Origin of the sequence: Synechocystis sp. LKSZ1, from assembly GCF_040436315.1 — a bacterium.
Taxonomy (GTDB): Bacteria; Cyanobacteriota; Cyanobacteriia; order Cyanobacteriales; family Microcystaceae; genus Synechocystis.
Genome location: NZ_AP031572.1, coordinates 3357413 through 3378391, shown reverse-complemented (window position 1 = coordinate 3378391; position 20979 = coordinate 3357413). Strand labels below are relative to the sequence as shown.

Genomic DNA, 20979 nt, shown 5'->3' with positions numbered 1-20979 from the left:
TAGCCCTTCGGCTAACCCCTTGCTCGACCTTTCGGTTGACCAATCTTCTCTCTATTTACTGATTGCTTTCGAGATGAAGTGGGTAAGGTCTCCCTTAAAGGAGGTGATCCAGCCACACCTTCCGGTACGGCTACCTTGTTACGACTTCACCCCAGTCACTAGCCCTGCCTTAGGCGTCCTCCTCCTAAAAGGTTGGAGTAACGACTTCGGGCGTGACCAGCTCCCATGGTGTGACGGGCGGTGTGTACAAGGCCCGGGAACGAATTCACCGCAGTATGCTGACCTGCGATTACTAGCGATTCCTCCTTCATGCAGGCGAGTTGCAGCCTGCAATCTGAACTGAGGCCGGGTTTGCTGGGATTCGCTTGACCTCGCGGTTTTGCTGCCCGTTGTCCCGACCATTGTAGTACGTGTGTAGCCCAAGACGTAAGGGGCATGATGACTTGACGTCGTCCACACCTTCCTCCGGTTTGTCACCGGCAGTCTCTCTAGAGTGCCCAACTTAATGCTGGCAACTAAAAACGTGGGTTGCGCTCGTTGCGGGACTTAACCCAACATCTCACGACACGAGCTGACGACAGCCATGCACCACCTGTCTCCTGGTTCCCGAAGGCACCCCCAACTTTCGCTGGGGTTCCAGGGATGTCAAGTCTTGGTAAGGTTCTTCGCGTTGCATCGAATTAAACCACATACTCCACCGCTTGTGCGGGCCCCCGTCAATTCCTTTGAGTTTCACACTTGCGTGCGTACTCCCCAGGCGGGATACTTAACGCGTTAGCTTCGGCACGGCTCGGGTCGATACAAGCCACGCCTAGTATCCATCGTTTACGGCTAGGACTACAGGGGTATCTAATCCCTTTCGCTACCCTAGCTTTCGTCCCTCAGTGTCAGTTTCGGCCCAGTAGCGCGCTTTCGCCACCGATGTTCTTCCCAATATCTACGCATTTCACCGCTACACTGGGAATTCCCGCTACCCCTACCGAACTCTAGTCACACAGTTTCCACCGCCTTTATGGGGTTAAGCCCCACTCTTTGACGGCAGACTTGTATCACCACCTACGGACGCTTTACGCCCAATAATTCCGGATAACGCTTGCATCCTCCGTATTACCGCGGCTGCTGGCACGGAGTTAGCCGATGCTTATTCCTAGGGTACCGTCAGAACTTCTTCCCCTAGAAAAGAGGTTTACAATCCAAAGACCTTCCTCCCTCACGCGGTATTGCTCCGTCAGGCTTTCGCCCATTGCGGAAAATTCCCCACTGCTGCCTCCCGTAGGAGTCTGGGCCGTGTCTCAGTCCCAGTGTGGCTGCTCATCCTCTCAGACCAGCTACTGATCGTCGCCTTGGTAGTCCCTTACACCACCAACTAGCTAATCAGACGCGAGCCCATCTTCTGGCAATAAATCTTTCACCTCTCGGCACATTGGGTATTAGCAGTCGTTTCCAACTGTTATCCCCATCCAGAAGGTAGGTTCTCACGCGTTACTCACCCGTCCGCCACTATCACCGAAGTGACCGTTCGACTTGCATGTGTTAGGCATACCGCCAGCGTTCATCCTGAGCCAGGATCAAACTCTCCATTGTTTTTTTCTTCAAAAAAACCAACTTGTGAGTTCTCTTGGCTTCTTTTGCTTGCTAATTCCTTGACTCTGAGTTATACTCTTTGCCAAGCAACTAGACTTCTTTGTTTAGTTACTTGAATAACAAGGGTCTGGTTTACTTCTTTCAAACTATTGATTTTTCTAGGTTCGGGGCGCGTTTCGCTTTCGCTCTCAACCGCGCTTAGCTATCATAACTAACACCCTCCCAAAAAGTCAACCCCCTTCATCAAAAAAATTTTCTTCCTCCCCTACAATCTCTGCAGCATAGGGGCTTTGGCTATTCAGCATCCTCTAACTACCTCTTCTAACCTCAGTATTCAGGAGAGTTCGGCATCAGAGAATTTTTGACTCGTCTCAATAACCAATCAAATCTCGCCTGGGCCAGGGGCAAGGATTCGAGCAACGCAGGGGACAGGGCCAGTTCTGGAGAGAGAAAGTCTTTCCCAAAATCGAGTTCTGTGAGGGCAATCCGCAGACGACCGGACAAGAATACGGCCATCGCTCGATAAAAACGACTGGCAAAACTCAGGTCTTGGGCCAAGCGGGCCTTGAGTTGGGCAGAAGGAACCGACAAAACCAACGATTCGGTTAGGGTTTCGACGGTAGCGGAGGGGGGTTGTTGGTCGATAAAGGACATTTCGCCGAAAATTTCGCCACTGGAGAGGGTTGCAATTTCTTTGGAACTGCCGAGAACAGCAACGGAAACAACCACGGTTCCCTCTAGCAGGATATAGACAGCATCACTAATCTCGCCTTCTTTAATTAGTGTCGCGGTGGGAGGAATTTTCTCGATGGAGCCAGCGGCAATGAGCCAATCGAGGTCATCGTCGTTGAGTTCTCCAAACAGGTACAGAACTTTTTGCATTGTGGTCAGCTAAGCGGGATTTTTCCAAAATTATAGGTGGCTTTACTCGATTTGGCGGGGTGAGACTGATGACCCTGAGATCCCATGCCTGGTTCTTAGGATATCTTGACGATGCCACTGGGTTGAGACGGTGCCTCCACCCGGTGTTTTCCCCGCTCCACGAATAACACCAACGACTCGGAAAGTATCCCCCCTAACCGCATTGAAGTCGCTGGGAAAGCTTGCTTTACTGAGGGTTACACAACCGAGCCTTGGATCAATGCTGAGTCGTCGTTTTTTGATTAACTGTCTGCTGGGCCCAATCATATGTGGGGTTCTTCTAGCCAGCTGTCAAAGCAGTCCTGAAAAGGTCAGCTCCAAAACAAGCCAGGGAATCTTAACTATCCGAGCCAATGGAGAGGATTTTATTCGTCAGGGTTTTACCAGCAAAGATGGTTGGCATTTAGACTTTAAGCGAGTTGCAGTTAATTTAGGGGCTGTGACGGCCTATCAGACCGCTCCCAGCTTTGACCCCGAGGGCTCCCAGCCTTTGCGGGCAAAACAGCAAGTCAGTTTAGAGGACACCCAGCCCGTTGACCTCGCCGCAGGTGATAGAACCGCTGAAACTAAAACTATTCTTGTTGGAACCATTCCGGCTCCACCTGGCCACTACAATGCGCTTTCTTGGCAATTATTAAAAGATGCTGCTGGTTATTCACTAGTTCTACAGGGCCTGGCTCAAAAAGGAGCACAACAAATTCCCTTTACCCTCAAACTGGATCGAAACGTTGCCTTTGTCTGTGGAGACTACGTGGGCGAGGAACGCAAGGGACTACTCACCTCTGCCGGCCAGGCCGACCTAGAAGCTACTTTTCATTTTGATCATCTCTTTGGCGATGGAAGCCTATCCTCAGAGGATGAACTCAATCGTGGTGCCCTGGGTTTTGGGCCCTTGGCTCAATTAGCAACCCAGAACCGACTGGAGATCACGGCTTCAGAACTGGCCCGTCAATTACCGCCTGAGGAAGCCCAAAAACTAGAAACCCTTTGGTTATCCCTAGGTCACGTTGGTGAAGGACATTGTCAAGCGAAGTACTTATGATGCGGAAATTTATGATGCAGCAGTGGTTGGGATGGGGGGCCATGGCTTGGGGTCTGGGAACAATGCCGGCCACGTGGGCCCATGGGGTTGATATTCAATACCAGGTGGTACCGTCTTATCACATTACCGCAACCTATGATGGGGGTCAGCCGATGGCCGAGGCTCAGGTTTCGATCTTTGCCCCCAACCAACCCGCTCAACCCTGGTTACAGGGAAAAACCAATGCTCAGGGGCAATTTACCTTTATACCTTCCCAAGGGGGAGACTGGGCAGTTCGTATCCGCCAGGCCGGCCATGGCCAATTTTTAGTGATCCCCGTGACCATGGGACAAATAAACCCAAAACCTGGTCAGGATGTTCTAGCGAAATCAGTTAATCAATCGGGCCCGCAGCCGCTCCATTGGAGCCAACGGGGTTTAATCCTCGGGTCGGTGGTTTGGGGTTGCATTGGCACTGCTTTATTCTTTAGTCGCAGTCGTCGGGAGTCGGCCGATCATGCATCTACCTGATGGTCTCCTGCCTGCCTGGGCTTGCGGCACGGGGTATGGCTTAACGGGCCTGTTAACCTGGTTTTCCCTACGTCAGATTAACCGTCAAGCTGACCCCAGCCAAGGCATTCCCAAGGCCGCTTTACTAACCGCCGCTTTTTTTGTGGCCTCCTCTTTGCGAATTCCTCTCCCCCCGGCCAGTGTTCATCTAGTCTTGAATGGCCTCTTGGGCGTGGTGTTGGGCTATTACGCCATCCCCGCAATCTTGGTCGGTCTTTTTCTCCAGGCCGTTCTCCTAGGCCACGGAGGATTAACAACCTTGGGCCTCAATACCGTGATCATGGGCGTACCGGCCTTGCTAGCTTACTTCCTTTTTCAACTCCGCTATCATTTGGGTCAACGGGAGCCTACTCCTTGGCTGACGGCGATATTTGCCTTTATCAGCGGTTGTCTGGGTCTGAGCCTAGCATTATTGATATTTTGGGGTCTGATTTTGCTGACTTTGCCCAATGATTTAGACCAGGGAGCGGAACGCTTGGCTGTCTATGGTCTGGTGATAGCTCATCTTCCCATCGTGGGTCTTGAAGGGTTTTTCACGGCCCTGCTTGTCTTGTTTTTGCAACGGGTTAAGCCCAAACTAATCGAGGGAGGCCTGTAGCAATGGCACTGGATCAGTACGCTCATCTAGACTCTTGGCTACACCGCTGGCACCCTCGTTATAAGCTGATCGGTTTACTGGCCTTGATCGTTGCCTTTGCCCAGGTGGAAAGCTTGGCTCTCTTGCCTGCCATGGTTGCAGTCACCCTTACCCTCTACAGTGTGTCAAAACTACCCTGGCACTTTTTGGCCCAACGATTGCGCTACCCCAGTTTATTTCTCCTCGGTATGGTGGGTCTACTGCCTTTCTACTCGGGCCAGACGATTCTAGGTCACTGGGGATGGCTGAGCCTCCGCCAGGAGGGGTTGGAGGCCCTACTGCTCACTACGACTCGTTTTTGGGCCATTATGACCCTGAGCCTAATTCTTTTAGGAACCATGTCTTTTTTAACAACGGCCCGTACTCTCCGGTCTCTAGGCCTACCGGCTCTGCTGATTGATTTGTTGCTGTTGTCCTACCGTTACTTGTTTGAAATTGGCCAGGATTGGCAACAGATGCATCGGGCCATGGCCCTGCGGGGATTTGGGGCAACGTCTCTCGCTAGGCCTCCCGCTAAATATCGCCAAATCGGCCAACTCGCCGCTGTCACCGCCACCTTACTGATCCGGAGCTATGAACGGGCTGAGCGCATCTATCAGGCAATGCGACTCCGGGGCTACGGCACCCCAAGGGCGGTTAATGAAGTCAAGGCTTTGTCGGGCATAACGACTGCCCTAGGCCCCGATGGGTACCACAAAGTTGGCCTAGTTTTCATGCTTCTGATAGCCAGTATTTTTGTTTTGATAGAGGTCATCTACTAATGCAAGTCCAGATTGTTTCGTCCTCTCCAAAGCACCAGCGGCTTAACCCGGCCCTAGACATTCAAAATCTCTGGTTTGGCTATACCCCAACAGTTCCCGTTTTGCCTGGAATTAACTTAACCGTTGCCCAGGGGGAACATCTAGGGATCGTTGGCCATAACGGATGCGGTAAAACCACCTTGTTTCTTTTACTCTGTGGCCTATTGGCACCCCAGCAAGGCCAAATTCAATGCTTGGCTCGGCTCGTCAAACCCGGTGGTTTTTCCCCGGATATTGGCCTGGTCTTTCAAAACCCTGATGACCAACTATTCTCGGCTTCGGTTTGGGAGGATGTGGCCTTTGGCCCTCAGAATCTAGGCTTACCAGTGGATTTGGTTAACCAGCGGGTACAACAGGCCCTGGCTCTCACAGGGTTAACGGCCCTGGCCCATTGTCCACCCCATCATCTTTCCGGGGGACAGAAGCGGATGACGGCCATTGCAGGAATTTTGGCCATGGCCCCCCAGATTATTCTCTACGATGAACCGACGGCCAATTTGGATCAACGGGCCCGGCGACGCTTGATCCAGTTTTTACAGACCTCGACGGAAACCCGCCTGATCGCCTCCCATGACCTCGAATTTTTGTTAGAAGTCTGTAGTCGTTTGGTATTGATGGATGCGGGCCACATCGTGGCTACAGGAAGCCCAAGGGAAATTTTAGGCAATCCGCAACTAATGGCCGATTATGATTTGGAAGTCCCCCATTCCCTGAGGCTGGCCCTTGCCTAGACTGTGGGCTCAACCCCTAATTTGCCGCCATGGTTCGTTGGCCATAGCCGTAGGGTTCTTCCGTAACCGTCGGAATGGTCTCAAAATTTTCCACTGGGGGTGGAGAACTGGTCGTCCACTCCAGGCCCGTCGCTTGCCAGGGGTTCTCACCGATTTTCTTACCCAGATAGGCCGAGGTAATCATATTGGCTATAAAAGGCAGAACGGACATGCCCAACAAGAAGGCCCCTAAGCTGGCAATCACGTTCCAGGTGGTGTATTGGGGGTCGTAGGAGGCCACACGACGTAGCATTCCTTGGAGGCCAATGGGGTGCATGGGGAAAAAGTTTAAATTTGCGCCGATAAAGGTTAAGACAAAATGGAGCTTGCCCCAGGCTTCGCTGTAGGTGCGGCCGGTCATCTTGGGAAACCAAAAATAAATGCCGGCGTAGAGGGCCATGGTGACGGTGCCAAAAACAACGTAGTGGAAATGACCGACGACAAAATAGGTATTGTTGACGTGGAGATCAAAAGGGGCTGAAGCCAGCATAATGCCCGTAATCCCCGCAAACAGAAACATGGCAATGGCCCCGAGACAAAACAGCATGGGGGTTGTTAGCCGCAGACTCCCTCGCCACACCGTTGCCGTCCAGGCTAATACCTTAATCCCCGTTGGCACGGCGATCAGCATGGTACTGGCCATAAAGAACATCCGCATCCAACTGGGGGTGGCACTGGTAAACATATGGTGTACCCAGACGAAAGTGCCTTGGCCAGCAATGAGAATTGAAGAAATCGCGACGGTTTTGTAGCCAAACAGCGGTTTTCGGGCAAAGGCCGGCAGAATTTCTGAAAATACCCCAAAGGCCGGCAGGGCCATCACATAAACCGCCGGATGGGAATAGAACCAAAAGAGATGCTGATAGATGATCGGATCGCCATTATTGAAGGGAGAAAAGAAATCCGTCCCAAAGGAAAGGTCAAAGAGTAGCATAATCGCCGCTCCCGTCAGGGCCGGTAGGCAAAATAATTGTAGGAGTTGGGCGCTGAGAATTGTCCAAACATAGACCGGCATCTTGAGCCAACCCATGCCGGGGGCCCGCAGTTGGAAGATGGTGGTCACAAAATTAACGCCCCCCATGATCGAAGAGGCTCCAGAAATGGCCACCGCCACCAGCCAGATAAATTCACCGTTAATCAAATGGCCCGAGGGATTCTGGATACTCACCGGCGGATAGGACCACCAACCGGCCTGGGCTGTACCACTGGGTAGAAAAAAGCTAAGCATCAGCAGGGTTCCAGCCACGGGCATCAGCCAAAAGGCAATGGCGTTGAGCACCGGAAAGGCCATGTCCTTCGCCCCGATCATCAACGGCACTAAATAATTAGCCAGGCCCACGTTAGCCGGCAAAATCCAGAGGAAAATCATCACCGTACCGTGCATCGTGAACAGGCCATTGTAAAGACTGCGGTCTACCACATCCAATTGAGGGGTTAACAACTCCGCCCGCACAATCATGGCCAACAGGCCGCCAACCAAGAAAAAGCAAAAGGCCATCAGTAGATACTGAATGCCAATCACTTTATGGTCAGTGCTGAAGCTAAAGTATTGTTTCCAACTCGGTGGGGGCGTTTCCCAAGGGCCTGAATTATCGAGGGGCAGATTCGTCATGGGGGAAAAAGAATCGGGTTGCCCCTATTGTCCTTGCTGACCGTTGCTTGGTCAAATCTCCCCTTGCTTACCAGTCACAACTCAGAGAGCCTTAGGGCTTTGTAACGGGATGGCCGACATTCTGCCAAGCAGAGAACCGAGTTTTCAAAAATTCCCGTTGATTGATTAAGTAAATACTAACGAGAGTGAGACCCACCCCTAGCCACTGCAAAGAACTCAAGACCTCTGCCAGAACCAGATTACCAAAACCCAAGGCAAAGACGGGTGTTAGAAAGGTGAGGGCACTCAGACTGGTGAGATTGCCCTTGGCCGCCAACCAAAAGAAAATACCGTAGGCCAGGGCACTGCCAAAGACCGTGGCATAGGCCAAATTGAACCAACCCGCGATATGAATGCCTTGCCAGGATTGACTTTCTGTAAGTAACGATAAACCCAGGAGGGGAAGGCCCCCCAGGATCATATGCCAGCCCGTCGCCACTACCGGATCAACCCGACGACTAATGAAGGGGATCAGTACTGTGCCCACCGCCATGGAAAGGGAGGCCAAGAGCATTAGGGCCTCGCCACTCTGGAACAGGCCCTGCCAACTCCAGCTAATCTGCAGGGCCTGGAGTTGCCAAAGCTGATAAAACCATTCATCAGGGAGACCGATCAAACTAATCCCCATAATCCCGACGCCTAAGCCCAGCCAACCCCAGAAGCCGATAACTTCGTGAAACAACCAACGGGAGAGCAGGGCCACGGCAATGGGTTGGGAGTCAATGATCACCGAGCCTAAACCGGCCCCCGTCCGAGCCAGGCCCTCGGCCAAAAAGCCTTGAAACAGACTAGCATCCACTAGCGCAAATAGGCCAATCCAGGCCCATCCCTGCCAAGTTTGGGGTTGAGGCCGTCCCAGGGCCTGGGCCACCAGTAAGACCAACAATCCGGCCGGAATGAGGCGAATACTAGCCACAAAGAGAGGATTCGTATCGGGCATGACTCCTTTCATGGCCACCATGGCCGTTCCCCACAGGAAAAAGGGAGCAATCAAGATCAAGGACGACCAGAGGGGTTTGCTGGGTTGGGAATAAAAGGTCATGGAGGGATTAGGGACAAGGATGGCAATGGCTCCCATTGTATAGTTTTGTTAAGCAAACAGGAATATTAGTTCAAGAGATCGTAGCGCTTGAGGATATCCACATTTTCTGGTTTGAGGAGGCCCTGGAGTTTAATCACGTCATTGAGGAGTTTTAACTGCCGATTAGCCTCACTTTCCAGGATGCTAATATATTTGGACTGATTCACTGAAGCCGTATCCTTTTTGAGCATGGTTGCAATTAAATGAATATTACTCACCGAGTCGCTCAAATTTTCAAGAATTTTGCTAAGCAATTTATCCTTGACTTGGAGTAAGTGTTCCTGTTCTTGGACATGAGATTCCGTTTCTTTAACTTGGGATTGAATGGCTTGGGACAATTCTTCCACTTGCTGAATTTGCTCCACAAATCGTTGGTGCTTAAGTAGGCGTGTACGAACAGACACCAGAAGGTCTTGAATATTCAAGGGTTTGATGAGGTAGTCATCGGCCCCCAGTTCCATCCCCTGGCGCAATTCTTGGAGATCGGATCTGGCGGTGAGGAAAATAAAGGGAATTAGGCTGGTTTCCGGCATATTCTGCAAACTTTCTAGGACTTCGTAGCCGTCCATCACCGGCATATTAATATCACAAATAATGAGGTCAGGCTGGATTTCCTTCGCTAGGGTCACGCCTTCTGCACCGTTACTGGCGGTGGTGACTTTGTACTGAGAAATTTCTAGAATTTCCTGGAGATTCGCTCGAATATCCGGTTCATCTTCGATAATCAGAATTTTTTCTATGGCGGTATCAGGAGAATGCATGAATTGGAACCCACAATAAAGAAATAAGGGAAGAAGTCTGAACCCACGACTTAGGCAGTCGATGAGTTAGGCGAGAGTAGACCAGATACCACGGTTTCTAGGGAACGAAGTTTGATAGGTTTAGGTAAAATTTGCTGGACGGGCAAGTGGGCAACGTTATCTAAATCATCAGGAGAGGCGAGGAGTACAATAACGGGTTGAGCCGCCAATAAAGAAAGTAGGGCTGGAGAGACTTGCTGGAGGAAAGAACTGCTGATGATCAGGAGTTGGGCCGACTGTTTCTGAAGCAGGGCCATGACCTCCGGCAAGCTGGTAGCTGTCTGGAGGGGGTGACCTTTTGCGCTGAGATAACTACTCAGGCTAATTAAATCCGCTTCCTGACTATCCGCTAGCACCAGAGAGGGCGATAGCGTCGAGTGCAATAGGTTATGGGTTTTGGCTACGCGGGTCTCAACAGCCGCCACGGCTCCGTAGGGCAGACAGATGGTAAAGCAACTTCCCTTGCCGGTTACACTGTGTACTCGCACTTTCCCCCCATGGAGACGGACAATTTGTTTCGTCAGGGCCAGTCCTAGTCCCAACCCAGAATGACTCCGGTTGAGACCACCTGATAATTGTATGAAGTTTTGGAATAGGGAGTCTTGCTCTACTTCCGAAATACCGATGCCGGTATCCTCCACACTCAGGCTGAGCCAATTGGGATGTTCCGGATCCGGACTATTTTCCCTGGCCTCCAGACGGAGCCGCAGGCAGACCCGCCCTCCTTCAGGCGTAAATTTAACGGCATTATGCAATAGGTGGTACAGGGCCTGGCGAAGACGAGCCTCGTCTCCCTGGATGTATAACGCCGTTAGGGCTGGGGGAAGTTCGAGAGTCAACACCAATCCCTTTTTTTGAGCCAAGGTCTCGACCAATTCCAAGGCCCCAAGACATAATTGCCGCAGGGAAACCCGATCACAGCGAAGACAAAGCGTCCCCGTACTCAGGCCAGAAAGGTCTAAAATGCTCTCGATTAAGGCCAGTAAACGATGACCATTTTGGGTAATGGTGGTCAAAACCTCCTGTTGTTGATCGGTAATCGGCCCAAAGCACCGGTCTCCCAGGGCATCTGCCAGGCCAAGAATACTGTTCAGGGGCGTGCGGAGTTCGTGGCTCATATTGGCAAGAAATTCATCCTTGAGGCGATTTGTGCGGGCCAAGCTGGCGGTGTATTCCCCTAGCTCTTCATGGGCCTGTTGCAGGTCGGCTTGGGTTTCCTTCAATTCCTGGAGGGCCTGGAATAGCTCCGCTGTCCGCATCGCGACTTCTTTCTCCAAGGCCTGGTTCTGTTGAGTTAGTTTCGCCGTTAATTGGGCCAATTGCAGATGCAGTTTCACCCGAGCCAGGACTTCTTCCTCCTGAAAGGGCTTGGTGATATAGTCCACTGCGCCAAGCCGAAAGCCCCGCACCTTATCCTCCGGCTGGTCGAGGGCCGTCATAAAAATAATGGGAATATCCTGGGTCTCGGCTTGGGCTTGGAGTTGTTGACAAACCGTAAAGCCATCAAGGCCCGGTAGCATCACATCCAGCAAAATTAAATCGGGCCGGGCCATTTTGACTTGGGTCAACACTTGACTACCATCCACTTCAACCCGAATTTGATAGCCCGCTTGGCGCAGGATTTGGGACAAAACCTCTAGATTACTGGGAATGTCATCCACCACCAAAATGGTAACGGGAGGGGGAGAGAGGCTCATGGCTGGGTTTCCTCCTCGCTAGTCACCGTCAAACTGGCCAGGGCCACTTGGAGAGATCGACGGATTTCCAGCAGTTGAAAGGTATTGACCTGGCTTTGCAGTTGGTGAATAAAGCGGTGGTAGGGCGGATTTTGGCTAGCCTGTTGCGCTAAAGCATCCCCAAGGTCGTGGAGTTGACCCGTCATGGCATAGGTTAACCAGGCTTGGAGTTTCTCCACAGGTGGTAAAACAGGAGAAATGGCGGTCTCAGCGGTCGGGAGGTTGTCGCCAGGGGGCGACGTTTCATAACGCCAAGTTAGATTGAGTACCTCCGCTAGGGTTTGATATAGTTCGTTGGCTTGGATGGGTTTGGGTAAGAAGGCTTTGGCACCGAGCTTGAGACTTCGTTGACGGTCGCTTTCAAAGGCACTGGCGGAAGAAATAATTACTGAAATAGCATCGAGACCTGGATCGGCCCGGAGTTGTTGCAGAAATTCAATCCCCGACATCACCGGCATTTTCAGATCGCTAATGATCAAATCGGGGCGGTGCTGTTGCAGTTGGGCCAGGGCCGTTTGGCCATTGTCGGCTTCCCTGACCTCAAAGCCCAGCATGGTCAGGAAGGTGACTAAGACAGCACGGTTTTCCCAGCGGTCATCCACCACCAGAATCTGCCGAGGCTCCCCTTCGTAGCCGATAATTTTGCCCTGATGGGTTTGGGCTTGGGCCTGGGCCCAGTCGGCTTCCACCGGACAGACGATACTAAAGCGAAAACAACTGCCCTGGCCCGGTTGACTCTCCACGGTGATTTCGCCCCCCATGAGCTGAACCATGGCCTGACTAATGGCCAACCCCAGACCGGCCCCTTCGGCCTGACGTTGACGATCCCCAACCTGCTCAAAAGGTTTAAAGATGTGCTCTATTTGCTCCGGGGAGAGGCCCAGACCGGTATCTTGTATGGTGAAACTCAGGCGGACTGAGGAAGCTTGCCCATTCCCTGCGACGGGTTCAGCCTCTACCGTTAAACAGACTTTTCCCTGGTCGGTAAATTTGACCGCATTACTGAGGAGGTTAAGCAAGATCTGTCGGAGTTGTTTTTCATCCCCGACAATGCCCTGGGGGAGGGTAGACCGGGCCAGGTAGTCAAAACCGATGTGTTTTTGTTCGGCTCGGATGCGGGTAATTTCCGCCACGCCCTCTAGTAGGGACGGCAAATGAAAGGCTTTGGCATTGACCGTCAGTTTGCCCGCTTCTACCTTGGCCAGATCCAGGACATCGTTAATCAGGGCCAGGAGATGCTGGCCACATTGCTCGATGATGATCAGGCCCCGTTCCTGGGTTGCCGACAGGCCACTGCGGAACAAAATTTGCGTATAGCCCAAAATGCCGTTCAAGGGGGTGCGGAGTTCGTGGCTCATATTAGCCAAAAACTGACTCTTGGCCTGGTTAGCCACCTCGGCGGCGGTCTTGGCCTGTTCCATTTCCGCTAGGTAATGCTGTTGAGTCGCCAACAGACTTTTCACCTGCTGGATTAGTTGGTTGAAGGACTGGGCCAGTAGTCCCACTTCATCCCGATTCCCCACCGGGACTTCTAAATCAAAATTTCCCTCCGCTGTTATCCGCTGGGTGGTTGCCGTCAGCGTTTGGATGGGACGGGCAATGCGGTCACTGGTATAAAAGGCCACGAGCAGGGCCACGGCGAGCGCCGCCAATAGACTAGCCACAATGATTTGGGTACGGAGTCGCTCGGCCTGTTGCAGGGCCTGTTCACTTTTCTGTTCCTGTTCTTCCGCCCGTTGACTAAAGGCCGTTAGTTGGTCAGGAAATTCAATAAAGGCGACAAATTCAGGACTTTTGACCAAATCCACCACCAATTCCTGAGCCTTTTCGGCCCCCTGAGCCTGCTGGGTAAGGGGCAAGGCCTGCTCAACAAATTGATTGAGCTTGACAGTAAATTGGGCCAGGGATTGACGATAGGCCACGAGTTTGGGTTCAAGTTCGGGCTGGAGTTTAATCTCGGTGGCAGCGGGGGATTGCAACAGGGCCTGGATCTTGGCCACTCGCTCCTGGAGGGCCTGACTCTCTTGGCGAAACCGGGCTGGATTTTTCACATGGGGGGTTAACTGCTTGGCTGGCCGATTGTAGAGAATATTGATCTGCAATGTGGTCAGCAATTGCCGCTCTAAGGAGGCCTGTTGACGGATTTGCAGGGCCTGTCGTTGGTAGATATTGCCCAGAACCAGGCCCACCCCTGACCCCCCCAGGGCCAAACCGAGGGTGAGCAGATAACCGTAGATAATTTGGGTACGAATGGACATGGTAGACCGGAAGAAAATTAAAGCGGCAGGATTAGGCACAGAGGAGCTTTTCCATGGTGGTTAATAAGGCCTTGAGACGGATAGGTTTACTGACGTAATCATTCATACCCGCCGCCAGACAGCGTTCCTTATCCCCCGGCATGGCCAGGGCCGTCAAAGCCACAATCGGAATATCTGCCATCCCTGGCAATGCTCGAATCTCCTGGGTGGCAACGATGCCATCCATCCCTGGCATTTGAATATCCATTAAAATCAGATCCGGTTTTTTCTGCTGGGCCATGGTGATGGCCTGACGACCATCTTTGGCAAACATAAGACGATAACCTTTGTATTCCAAATAACTCTTGAGACTTTCGATATTGTCCGGATTGTCCTCGGCAATGAGAACCAAAGCAGACTCCTGAGGAGAAGAGACTTTAGAGCCAGTAACCGTTTCTCCGCCGGAGTTTGTACTAGAAACATGATCCGTCATCAAGGGGCACTCCAACCGAGCAGGACGATAGGGGAGATAAACCCGGAAACAACTCCCTGCCCCTATGGCACTCTCGACGCTGACCCGGCCTCCGTGGAGTTCTGCCAAACGTCTGACCAGGGCCAACCCCAAGCCCGTGCCTTCATACTGACGATTGAGACTGCTATCGACCTGCACAAAAGACTGAAACAGTTTGCCCTGGTCTTCCGGGCTAATGCCGATGCCCGTATCTTTTACCGCAAAAATCAGCCAGGCTTGGTGCTCTAAGATTTCTTGAGTCACCCGCAAACTGACCTGCCCTCCCTGGGGGGTAAATTTAACAGCATTGTTGAGTAAATTCAGCAGAATTTGCTGGAGACGACGTTCATTGGCCATAAAGTTAATCTCTCCAGGGGGAATCTCTTGCTGGAGGCGGATCTGTTTTTTTAGGGCCAACTGCCGCACCAATTGCAGACTGTCTTGGCAGACTCGGGCTAAATTGACGACCCCCGGCTCTAGATCCAGTTTGTTGGCTTCAATTTTGGATAAGTCCAGAATGTCATTAATCAAAGATAGAAGGTGTTCACCACTCCGCTCGATGGTCTCAATGGAACGCTGTTGTCGCTCGCTGAGATCGCCTAGGACTTTTTCCAGTAGGGATTGAGATAATCCCAGAATGGCGTTGAGGGGGGTTCGCAGTTCGTGGCTCATATTGGCCAAAAACTCATCCTTGAGGCGGGTGGCCCGGGCCAATTCGGCGTTGCTGTCGGCTAGTTTTTGGTTGGCTTCCCGCAGTTGCCCTTCTGCCCGTTGCCGTTCTTGGAGTTCCGCCTGGAGTCGCTGGAATAGGGTGGCCTGTTGTAGGGCGATGGCCAATTGGGTGGCAATTTCTTGGACAAAGGCAATTTCCGATGTTTGCCAAGTGCGGACGTCAGTACATTGATGTAGACAGAGGAGGCCCCAGAGTTGCTCACCACAGAGCAAGGGAAACACCAGATGGGCCCGAATCTGCAATTGCCCCAACATTTGTCGATGACAAGCTTCTAGCTCGGCAGTCTCTAGATCATTGATCACCTGATAACGACCCACTTGATAGAGCGCGGCAAAATGTTCACTGAAGTAACAATCCTGGAGGGAGGTATGTAAGACCGATGACAATCCTGGCTCTAAGGCTTCTGCCACAAAAGTTCCTTGGTGGTAGTGACTAGCGGTATCAAATTTAAAAATGCAGGCCCGATCCACTTGAATAAACTGCTGAAGGTCCTGGGTCGCCGTGGCAAAGATATCTTCCAACTGCAAGGATTGACGAATCCGCTCCGTAATTTTCCGTAACAGGGATTCTTCCTGGGCCTTTTGCAGAAGCCGCTGTTCCTGTTCTTTTCGGAAGGTAATATCACGGCAGACACAGATCAAGCCAATGTCTTGAACGTGGGTCAAGGACAGTTCTTCGATAAAGGTACTGCCATCCTTGCGTTTGGCCAGGGCCTCTCCCTGCCAATGGCCCTGCCGAGCCAACAGGGGAAAAATAAACTGTTTAAAGCGTTGTACTTCAGCTTGATAGTATAGTTCGTCCCAGCTTTTCCCCAACAATTCCTCCGCTTGTTGGTAGCCAAAGAGTTCCAAGTGGGCCCGATTAATGGAAATATATCGCCCGTTTTCATTGACCACCGCAATCCCGTCGGTGGCAGCTTCAATGGCAATTAACCGTTGCTTGAGGACTTGTTCCGCCCGTTTTTTGTCCGTAATATCACTGTTCACCCCAATCATGCGGACGGGCCCACCGTGGCTATCCCGCAGGACTAGGCCATTTGCCTGGATATATCGGATCTGGCCATTGGGCCAACAGGCCCGAAAACTTGTGTCGTAGGGTTGCTCTCCCGCCAAGGCCCAATGAAGGGCCTGCTCTATTGCCGCTCGGTCTTCAATATGAATACAATGCAACCAATTTTCGTAGTTGGGCTGGAAGGATTGGGCCTTGACCCCATACACCTCATACATTTGTTTATCCCAATGGAGGATCCCCGTCGCCACATCCCATTCCCAGATCCCTAAACTAGCCGAACGCAGGGCCAACTCTAGGCGCTTTTCACTGTCTTCCAGGGCCTGAGTCCGTTCCTGAACCAGGGTTTCTAGGCTTTCATTTAATTGCTGGAGCTGGATTTCAATGGTTTTTCGAGTCGTAATATCCTCGGCAATGCCACAAACCCGATAAACTTGACCTTCCCCATTGCGGACGGGAAAACATCGGTCAAGAATCCAACGCAGTTGGCCATCGGGACAGAGAATACGATACTGGGTTTCAGTACCTTGGCCCTGGCGTTGTTCTTGATAGGCCTGAAGCACGCGGGGACAATCCTCGGGATGGACTTGCTCAAGGAAGGATTGGGGATGGTCGTAGAGACTTTGGCAGGAACGGCCCCAAATTGTTTCGTAACTGGGACTGACGTAGAGCACCTGTCCCGTGGCCAGGTCATTGAGGTAAAACACCTGCTCGATATTGTCCGCTAACTGTCGAAAGCGGGCTTCACTTTCGGTCAAAAAACTTTGGGCTTTCTGCCGTTGTTCTTTTTCCCAGCGGGCGCGGTCGAGGAGCCGTCCCCGTTGCATATAGACCGTCAACTGATTCGCCAGGTATTTGAGCAGTTCGATTTCCTCGCTCTGCCAAAGACGCGGCCCCGAACATTGATGGACGATCAGCAATCCCCAAACGTAGGGAACGGGGGTAAATTCTTCCGCTTGGGCCGCCAGATCACTGCTGAGGAGCGGCACCACCAAGTTAGCCCGTACCTGAAAACTCTCCAGCAAGCGACGGTGACAAGGGGTGAGATCCACTTGGTTAATATCATTGACTGCCCAATGCCATCCCTGGAGGTAGCGCTCATTCAGGCCATTGCGAAAGCATTGATCATAGATATCGTAGTCCCTTGCCCGGAGCCAGCCCTCTCCCACGGATTCCGCCACCACTTGGCTACTGAGGTCATCATAGAACTGATAGACTAAAACCCGGTCGGCTTGGATAAACTCCCGCAGGGCCATTACCGTGGTTTGCAAAATGTCGTCGAGATTGAGATTGCCCTGGAGTTGCTGAATCAGCTGATTAACAAATTGCTCTCGCTGGGTTTGGATGGTCAACTTTTGGGTTGCCACATCCAGATTGAGACTCAGCGCCTGGTTCTGTTGCTCTAGGAGGGCAATTTTTTCTGCTTCCAGTTGGCTAATGCGTGACCGCAGAACGGCCAAGGTCTCACTCAGATCCGTCGGATCTAAAATCTTCAACACACTGCTCTGGGTAACGATGCCCCGGAGGTCTCCCATGGGCCCCACCACCACTACCCGATGGATATAGTGGCGTTGCATTAAATTGTAGGCCACGGCCAAACTGGTATCCGGTGTCACGGTTGCGAGGGGATAGCTCATCACGATTTGAGCCGGTGTGGTGGAGAAATCGATCCCTAGCGCCTGCATTTGGACAATATCCCGTTCCGTTAGGATACCGACGGGGCGCAGCCAGGACTCGTCTCCCGGCTCGGTGAGCACGACAGAGCTAATCCGGTGTTCTAACATCAATTGGGCGATCGCCAGGATGGATGCCTGGGCAGGGGCCTGGATCACCGGGGACTGCATCACCTCTTCCACTAAACGCACTCGTAACAAATCCGTAGAGCGCAGAACCTGACGGAGGGTCGTGGGGGTAATACAGCCGATAGGTTGTCCTTGCTCATCCAGGACAGGAAGATGACGAATACGATGGCTCTGTAACAAAGACAGCACCCCGAAGACATCCCGTAATTGCTCGAGGGAGCGACTGATTACTGGCCGACTCATGATCTGAGCCACCATGATCGCTTCTGTTAAGGTATGGCCCTGGGCAATAAATCGGACAATATCCCGCTCGGTGACAATCCCCGCTAACTGGCCCTGCTCCATCACCAGTACGCAGTAGGGCCGAATTTGCAAAACTGGAGCGGGGGAGGGAGAGCTAGGCATCAGATGACAAGCCGCCGTTTCCACTTGGGCAAGTCGCGCCAGAACATCCGAGATCAGCGCCGAGGATTCCACCAGCAACAGCGGTTCCCGAGCGATGGCCTGATAAAGATCCAAGGAAATCGTCATCCTTTTCTCCCCCTGCTGGCCTCAAAGTTCCACCACAAAGACCGACCCCTGGGGTTGATTATCTTCTACCCAAATCTGTCCTCCATGGGCCTCTACCACCAGACGACACAGGGCCAGACCAATCCCCGTTTGCTGAACCTGTTTTAAAAATTGGCCGGTTTCAAACTTGTGGAAAATCTGCTCCTTACCCTCGGCGGTGATACCAGGGCCTTGGTCACTCACCCGAATTCTGAGGTGCTTATCGGTGGGGTATTCCACGCTCAGGGTCACCACAGGCCCCCCTAGGGAGAATTTGATGGCATTGCCAATCAGATTATCGAGGACTCGTTGGAAGAGGCCCTGATCCACCTCAACAACTTTACTTTCTGGAGGAAGCACCAACTCCAGCGTGACTCCCCGATGGTTAGCCAGCAAGGTGTTTTCTTGAATCACCAATTCCGCCATGCTATTGATATCCACTGGCGTCGGGTTCAAGCAAAGGGCTCCCGCTTCGGATTTCGCCACGATTAATAAACTATCCACCAGGCCCATCAATTGCTTACCATTGCGATGGATTTGCTCTACCTTATGTTTTTGCTTCTCATCGAGGGGGGTCATTTCCAGAATTTCACTGGCCAGCAAAATGGTACTGAGGGGATTGCGGAGGTCATGGATCGCCATATGGGTCAGGTCTTGACGCATCTGCAAGTTATCCTGGAGCCGATCAAACTGCTGCTTGAGCCTCAACATCGAGCGTACCCTGGCCCTCAGTTCCAGGGCATTCACCGGTTTAGAAATAAAATCATCCGCCCCGGCCTGCAAACAAAAGGCCAGTTCCTCCTTATCCGTTAGGGCCGTGACCATCACTACGGGAATAAATGGCCACTGGGGATTACTTTTGATCCGTTGGCAAACTTCCACCCCGTCCATCTCTGGCATCATCACGTCCAATAACACTAAGTCAACGGAGAGGGTTGTCATCAAATCCAGGGCCTGTTTCCCCGAAGAGGCATAGTAAAGCTCATCATTTTCGTGGCTGAAAATACTGTCAATAACATCAAAATTACTGGGATTATCATCCACAATTAGAATAGTAGCCATGGTCAATTAATGAAGAGAAAATGAATCAACAGTAAACCCACCTAAGACAGACAGGTTCTGAAAATCAAAAGCAATCCCCCGCCCTCCAGGAACCAGATTATTCTGCGTAATGGATGGAAGAAAATAGGGCCTTAGGGCATTAATCGGATTCTAAGCAGTTTTTAGTTTCAGGTGGATTAGCGTCAGGGATGTGCGATGACGATGGGAATCCTGAATAATTTCATTATATCGTCCAGACTTCAATGATTCTCCATTTCGTAAAGAAATAGAAATAGTCTTCTCATTCTCATGACGGAACATTTCAGCATGACTTGGAATAGACAATCCAAGATGATTTAATAACACCAAGGGCTTATTGCTAGACGACTTGACCAAGAGAAGCCAAAGCCTCATCCTCTGACTGTTTTTGCTTGAGAAAATCAATCATTTTCTGATCTTCTTGGTCAATGTGATCAATCAACCACTGACTGAGGAAATAAGAGATTTCAATGACCAACTGCAGTTTTTCCCTCTGCTCCCCTTGTCGTTCCATCTGCTCCGCCCGTTGATTAAAGTCTTCCACCTGGGCCTTCAGGGCTTGGTGTTTACGATGGTGATCCTGTAAATCAGGATATTGGTAACGACGCATATACTCCTCTTCCGTCGCAAAGTGAATATTGACATAGTCACTCAATGCCCTGAGGGTCGCTTGCAGTAATTGGGTTCCCTGGCCACTCAACATAGCATAGTGCAGAGCATTGATGGCATGGAAAAGGCTTTTATGTTGATTATCAATCAGGGCAAAACCGGTGACGTAGCGAGGTAGCCATTGGGCAATTTCTAGGCGTGGAGCAGCCACCTTAGCTACCTCTTTTTGCCGACAATATTGAATCATTTTTAAGTCTTCTTTTTGAATATGCTCAATCAGCCAGTTTGTCAGAAAATGGGAGAGATGAATGGTTAGCTGAGATGTCTGATGGCTAAACTCTTCCTGAAATTCGAGAACTCTTTTTTTCAAGTCCTCGTGTTTTTGTCGATGCTCCTGATAGCCTGGGTAATCATGACTCCGCATGTACTCTTCTTCTGTCGAGAAATGCACATTAGTATAGTCGTACAGACTCTGGATAGTCTGCTTGAGTAAAGTTTTGCCCTGGCCCTCTAGCATGGCGTTATTCAGGGCATTAATCAGGCTAAAGAGTCCTTTGTGTTGTTCGTCTACTAGACTGTTACCCGATTCGTACTCCGATTGCCATTTCGCGATGTCAAGATGCATAAAATGTACCTATTGCTAGATAGATGAGAACTGACCCGTAATATCTGGAATTAATCTATTCTTAAATCTTTGATAATTCCACTCTATATCGGCCCCTAGAGGCGGTCAATTGTAAATAGTACTTAGCTAATCAGTCCGTATTTGATTCTAGAATTACGGGTTAAGAAGCCGGGAAATGTCGAAAATACAAGGAGAGTGCTCCGTAGCGGGGCCACCCTTCCCAGTCCATTTTACGGCTCCGTCGCATAGTAAAAA

Annotated in this window: 14 protein-coding genes and 1 rRNA gene; 5 read left to right on the top strand and 10 right to left on the bottom strand. The window is 51.4% G+C overall.

The features are described 5' to 3' along the window. Positions 1-96: 96 nt before the first annotated feature. Both ABXS88_RS15265 and ABXS88_RS15260 read right to left on the bottom strand, forming a co-directional pair. Positions 97-1584, bottom strand: a 16S ribosomal RNA gene (locus tag ABXS88_RS15265). Between the two features lie 327 nt (positions 1585-1911). Continuing rightward, positions 1912-2466 carry a cyclic nucleotide-binding domain-containing protein gene (locus ABXS88_RS15260; protein ID WP_353672904.1) on the bottom strand — a complete coding sequence of 185 codons (555 nt, stop codon included), beginning with the start codon at positions 2464-2466 and terminating at the stop codon, positions 1912-1914. A 259-nt stretch (positions 2467-2725) separates the two neighbouring features. Here ABXS88_RS15260 and ABXS88_RS15255 point away from each other — a divergent pair, with 259 nt between their 5' ends. From ABXS88_RS15255 to ABXS88_RS15235, 5 genes are read left to right on the top strand one after another with little or no spacing between them, the layout of a single operon-like run. Next, positions 2726-3547 carry a DUF4382 domain-containing protein gene (locus tag ABXS88_RS15255; protein WP_353672903.1) on the top strand — a complete coding sequence of 274 codons (822 nt, stop codon included), beginning with the start codon at positions 2726-2728 and terminating at the stop codon, positions 3545-3547. Beyond that, entirely contained in the window at positions 3544-4056 is a 513-nt protein-coding gene (locus ABXS88_RS15250) for a carboxypeptidase-like regulatory domain-containing protein (RefSeq protein WP_353672902.1), read from the top strand. Before ABXS88_RS15255 ends, ABXS88_RS15250 begins: the two co-directional genes overlap by 4 nt. Beyond that, positions 4043-4693: a cobalt transporter CbiM gene (gene cbiM, locus ABXS88_RS15245; RefSeq protein ID WP_353672901.1), complete on the top strand. Its 651-nt coding sequence runs from the start codon at positions 4043-4045 to the stop codon at positions 4691-4693. The genes ABXS88_RS15250 and cbiM overlap by 14 nt, the downstream gene beginning before the upstream one ends. Positions 4694-4695: 2 nt before the next feature. After that, a complete protein-coding gene (cbiQ, locus tag ABXS88_RS15240) occupies positions 4696-5493 on the top strand; it encodes a cobalt ECF transporter T component CbiQ (RefSeq protein ID WP_353672900.1) in 798 nt (265 codons plus the stop codon). After that, positions 5493-6263: an energy-coupling factor ABC transporter ATP-binding protein gene (locus tag ABXS88_RS15235; RefSeq protein ID WP_353672899.1), complete on the top strand. Its 771-nt coding sequence runs from the start codon at positions 5493-5495 to the stop codon at positions 6261-6263. Before cbiQ ends, ABXS88_RS15235 begins: the two co-directional genes overlap by 1 nt. A 16-nt stretch (positions 6264-6279) precedes the next feature. Here the strand turns inward: ABXS88_RS15235 and ABXS88_RS15230 are convergent, their stop codons facing one another. The 8 genes from ABXS88_RS15230 to ABXS88_RS15195 all read right to left on the bottom strand — a co-directional run bounded on the left by ABXS88_RS15230 (position 6280) and on the right by ABXS88_RS15195 (position 20724). Next, positions 6280-7914, bottom strand: a complete 1635-nt coding sequence (locus tag ABXS88_RS15230; RefSeq protein WP_353672898.1) for a cbb3-type cytochrome c oxidase subunit I — start codon at positions 7912-7914, stop codon at positions 6280-6282. 91 nt (positions 7915-8005) lie between these two features. Continuing rightward, the gene (locus tag ABXS88_RS15225; RefSeq protein ID WP_353672897.1) at positions 8006-8995 is read right to left on the bottom strand and encodes a DMT family transporter; all 990 of its coding nucleotides are present in this window, start codon (positions 8993-8995) and stop codon (positions 8006-8008) included. Positions 8996-9060: 65 nt separating this feature from the next. After that, on the bottom strand, positions 9061-9795 hold the full coding sequence (locus ABXS88_RS15220; RefSeq protein WP_353672896.1) for a response regulator: 735 nt from the start codon (positions 9793-9795) through the stop codon (positions 9061-9063). A gap of 50 nt (positions 9796-9845) precedes the next feature. Next, positions 9846-11531 (bottom strand): response regulator, encoded by a 1686-nt coding sequence (locus tag ABXS88_RS15215; protein ID WP_353672895.1) that lies wholly within the window; start codon positions 11529-11531, stop codon positions 9846-9848. Next, positions 11528-13828: an ATP-binding protein gene (locus ABXS88_RS15210; protein WP_353672894.1), complete on the bottom strand. Its 2301-nt coding sequence runs from the start codon at positions 13826-13828 to the stop codon at positions 11528-11530. The genes ABXS88_RS15215 and ABXS88_RS15210 overlap by 4 nt, the downstream gene beginning before the upstream one ends. Positions 13829-13859: 31 nt before the next feature. Further along, on the bottom strand, positions 13860-18392 hold the full coding sequence (locus tag ABXS88_RS15205; protein ID WP_353672893.1) for a PAS domain-containing protein: 4533 nt from the start codon (positions 18390-18392) through the stop codon (positions 13860-13862). Positions 18393-18413: 21 nt separating this feature from the next. Then, entirely contained in the window at positions 18414-19472 is a 1059-nt protein-coding gene (locus ABXS88_RS15200; protein ID WP_353672892.1) for a response regulator, read from the bottom strand. Positions 19473-19830: 358 nt separating this feature from the next. Beyond that, positions 19831-20724: a bacteriohemerythrin gene (locus ABXS88_RS15195; protein ID WP_353672891.1), complete on the bottom strand. Its 894-nt coding sequence runs from the start codon at positions 20722-20724 to the stop codon at positions 19831-19833. Positions 20725-20979 lie beyond the last annotated feature (255 nt).

Bases quoted from the DNA above. Each gene is read 5' to 3' on its own strand.
- ABXS88_RS15255 (WP_353672903.1), top strand. From the start codon at position 2,726: ATGCTGAGTCGTCGTTTTTTGATTAACTGTCTGCTGGGCCCAATCATA.
- ABXS88_RS15195 (WP_353672891.1), bottom strand. From the start codon at position 20,724: ATGCATCTTGACATCGCGAAATGGCAATCGGAGTACGAATCGGGTAAC.
- ABXS88_RS15260 (WP_353672904.1), bottom strand. From the start codon at position 2,466: ATGCAAAAAGTTCTGTACCTGTTTGGAGAACTCAACGACGATGACCTC.
- ABXS88_RS15220 (WP_353672896.1), bottom strand. From the start codon at position 9,795: ATGCATTCTCCTGATACCGCCATAGAAAAAATTCTGATTATCGAAGAT.
- cbiQ (WP_353672900.1), top strand. From the start codon at position 4,696: ATGGCACTGGATCAGTACGCTCATCTAGACTCTTGGCTACACCGCTGG.
- ABXS88_RS15250 (WP_353672902.1), top strand. From the start codon at position 3,544: ATGATGCGGAAATTTATGATGCAGCAGTGGTTGGGATGGGGGGCCATG.
- ABXS88_RS15210 (WP_353672894.1), bottom strand. From the start codon at position 13,828: ATGTCCATTCGTACCCAAATTATCTACGGTTATCTGCTCACCCTCGGT.
- ABXS88_RS15205 (WP_353672893.1), bottom strand. From the start codon at position 18,392: ATGACGATTTCCTTGGATCTTTATCAGGCCATCGCTCGGGAACCGCTG.
- ABXS88_RS15225 (WP_353672897.1), bottom strand. From the start codon at position 8,995: ATGACCTTTTATTCCCAACCCAGCAAACCCCTCTGGTCGTCCTTGATC.
- ABXS88_RS15230 (WP_353672898.1), bottom strand. From the start codon at position 7,914: ATGACGAATCTGCCCCTCGATAATTCAGGCCCTTGGGAAACGCCCCCA.
- cbiM (WP_353672901.1), top strand. From the start codon at position 4,043: ATGCATCTACCTGATGGTCTCCTGCCTGCCTGGGCTTGCGGCACGGGG.
- ABXS88_RS15215 (WP_353672895.1), bottom strand. From the start codon at position 11,531: ATGAGCCTCTCTCCCCCTCCCGTTACCATTTTGGTGGTGGATGACATT.
- ABXS88_RS15235 (WP_353672899.1), top strand. From the start codon at position 5,493: ATGCAAGTCCAGATTGTTTCGTCCTCTCCAAAGCACCAGCGGCTTAAC.
- ABXS88_RS15200 (WP_353672892.1), bottom strand. From the start codon at position 19,472: ATGGCTACTATTCTAATTGTGGATGATAATCCCAGTAATTTTGATGTT.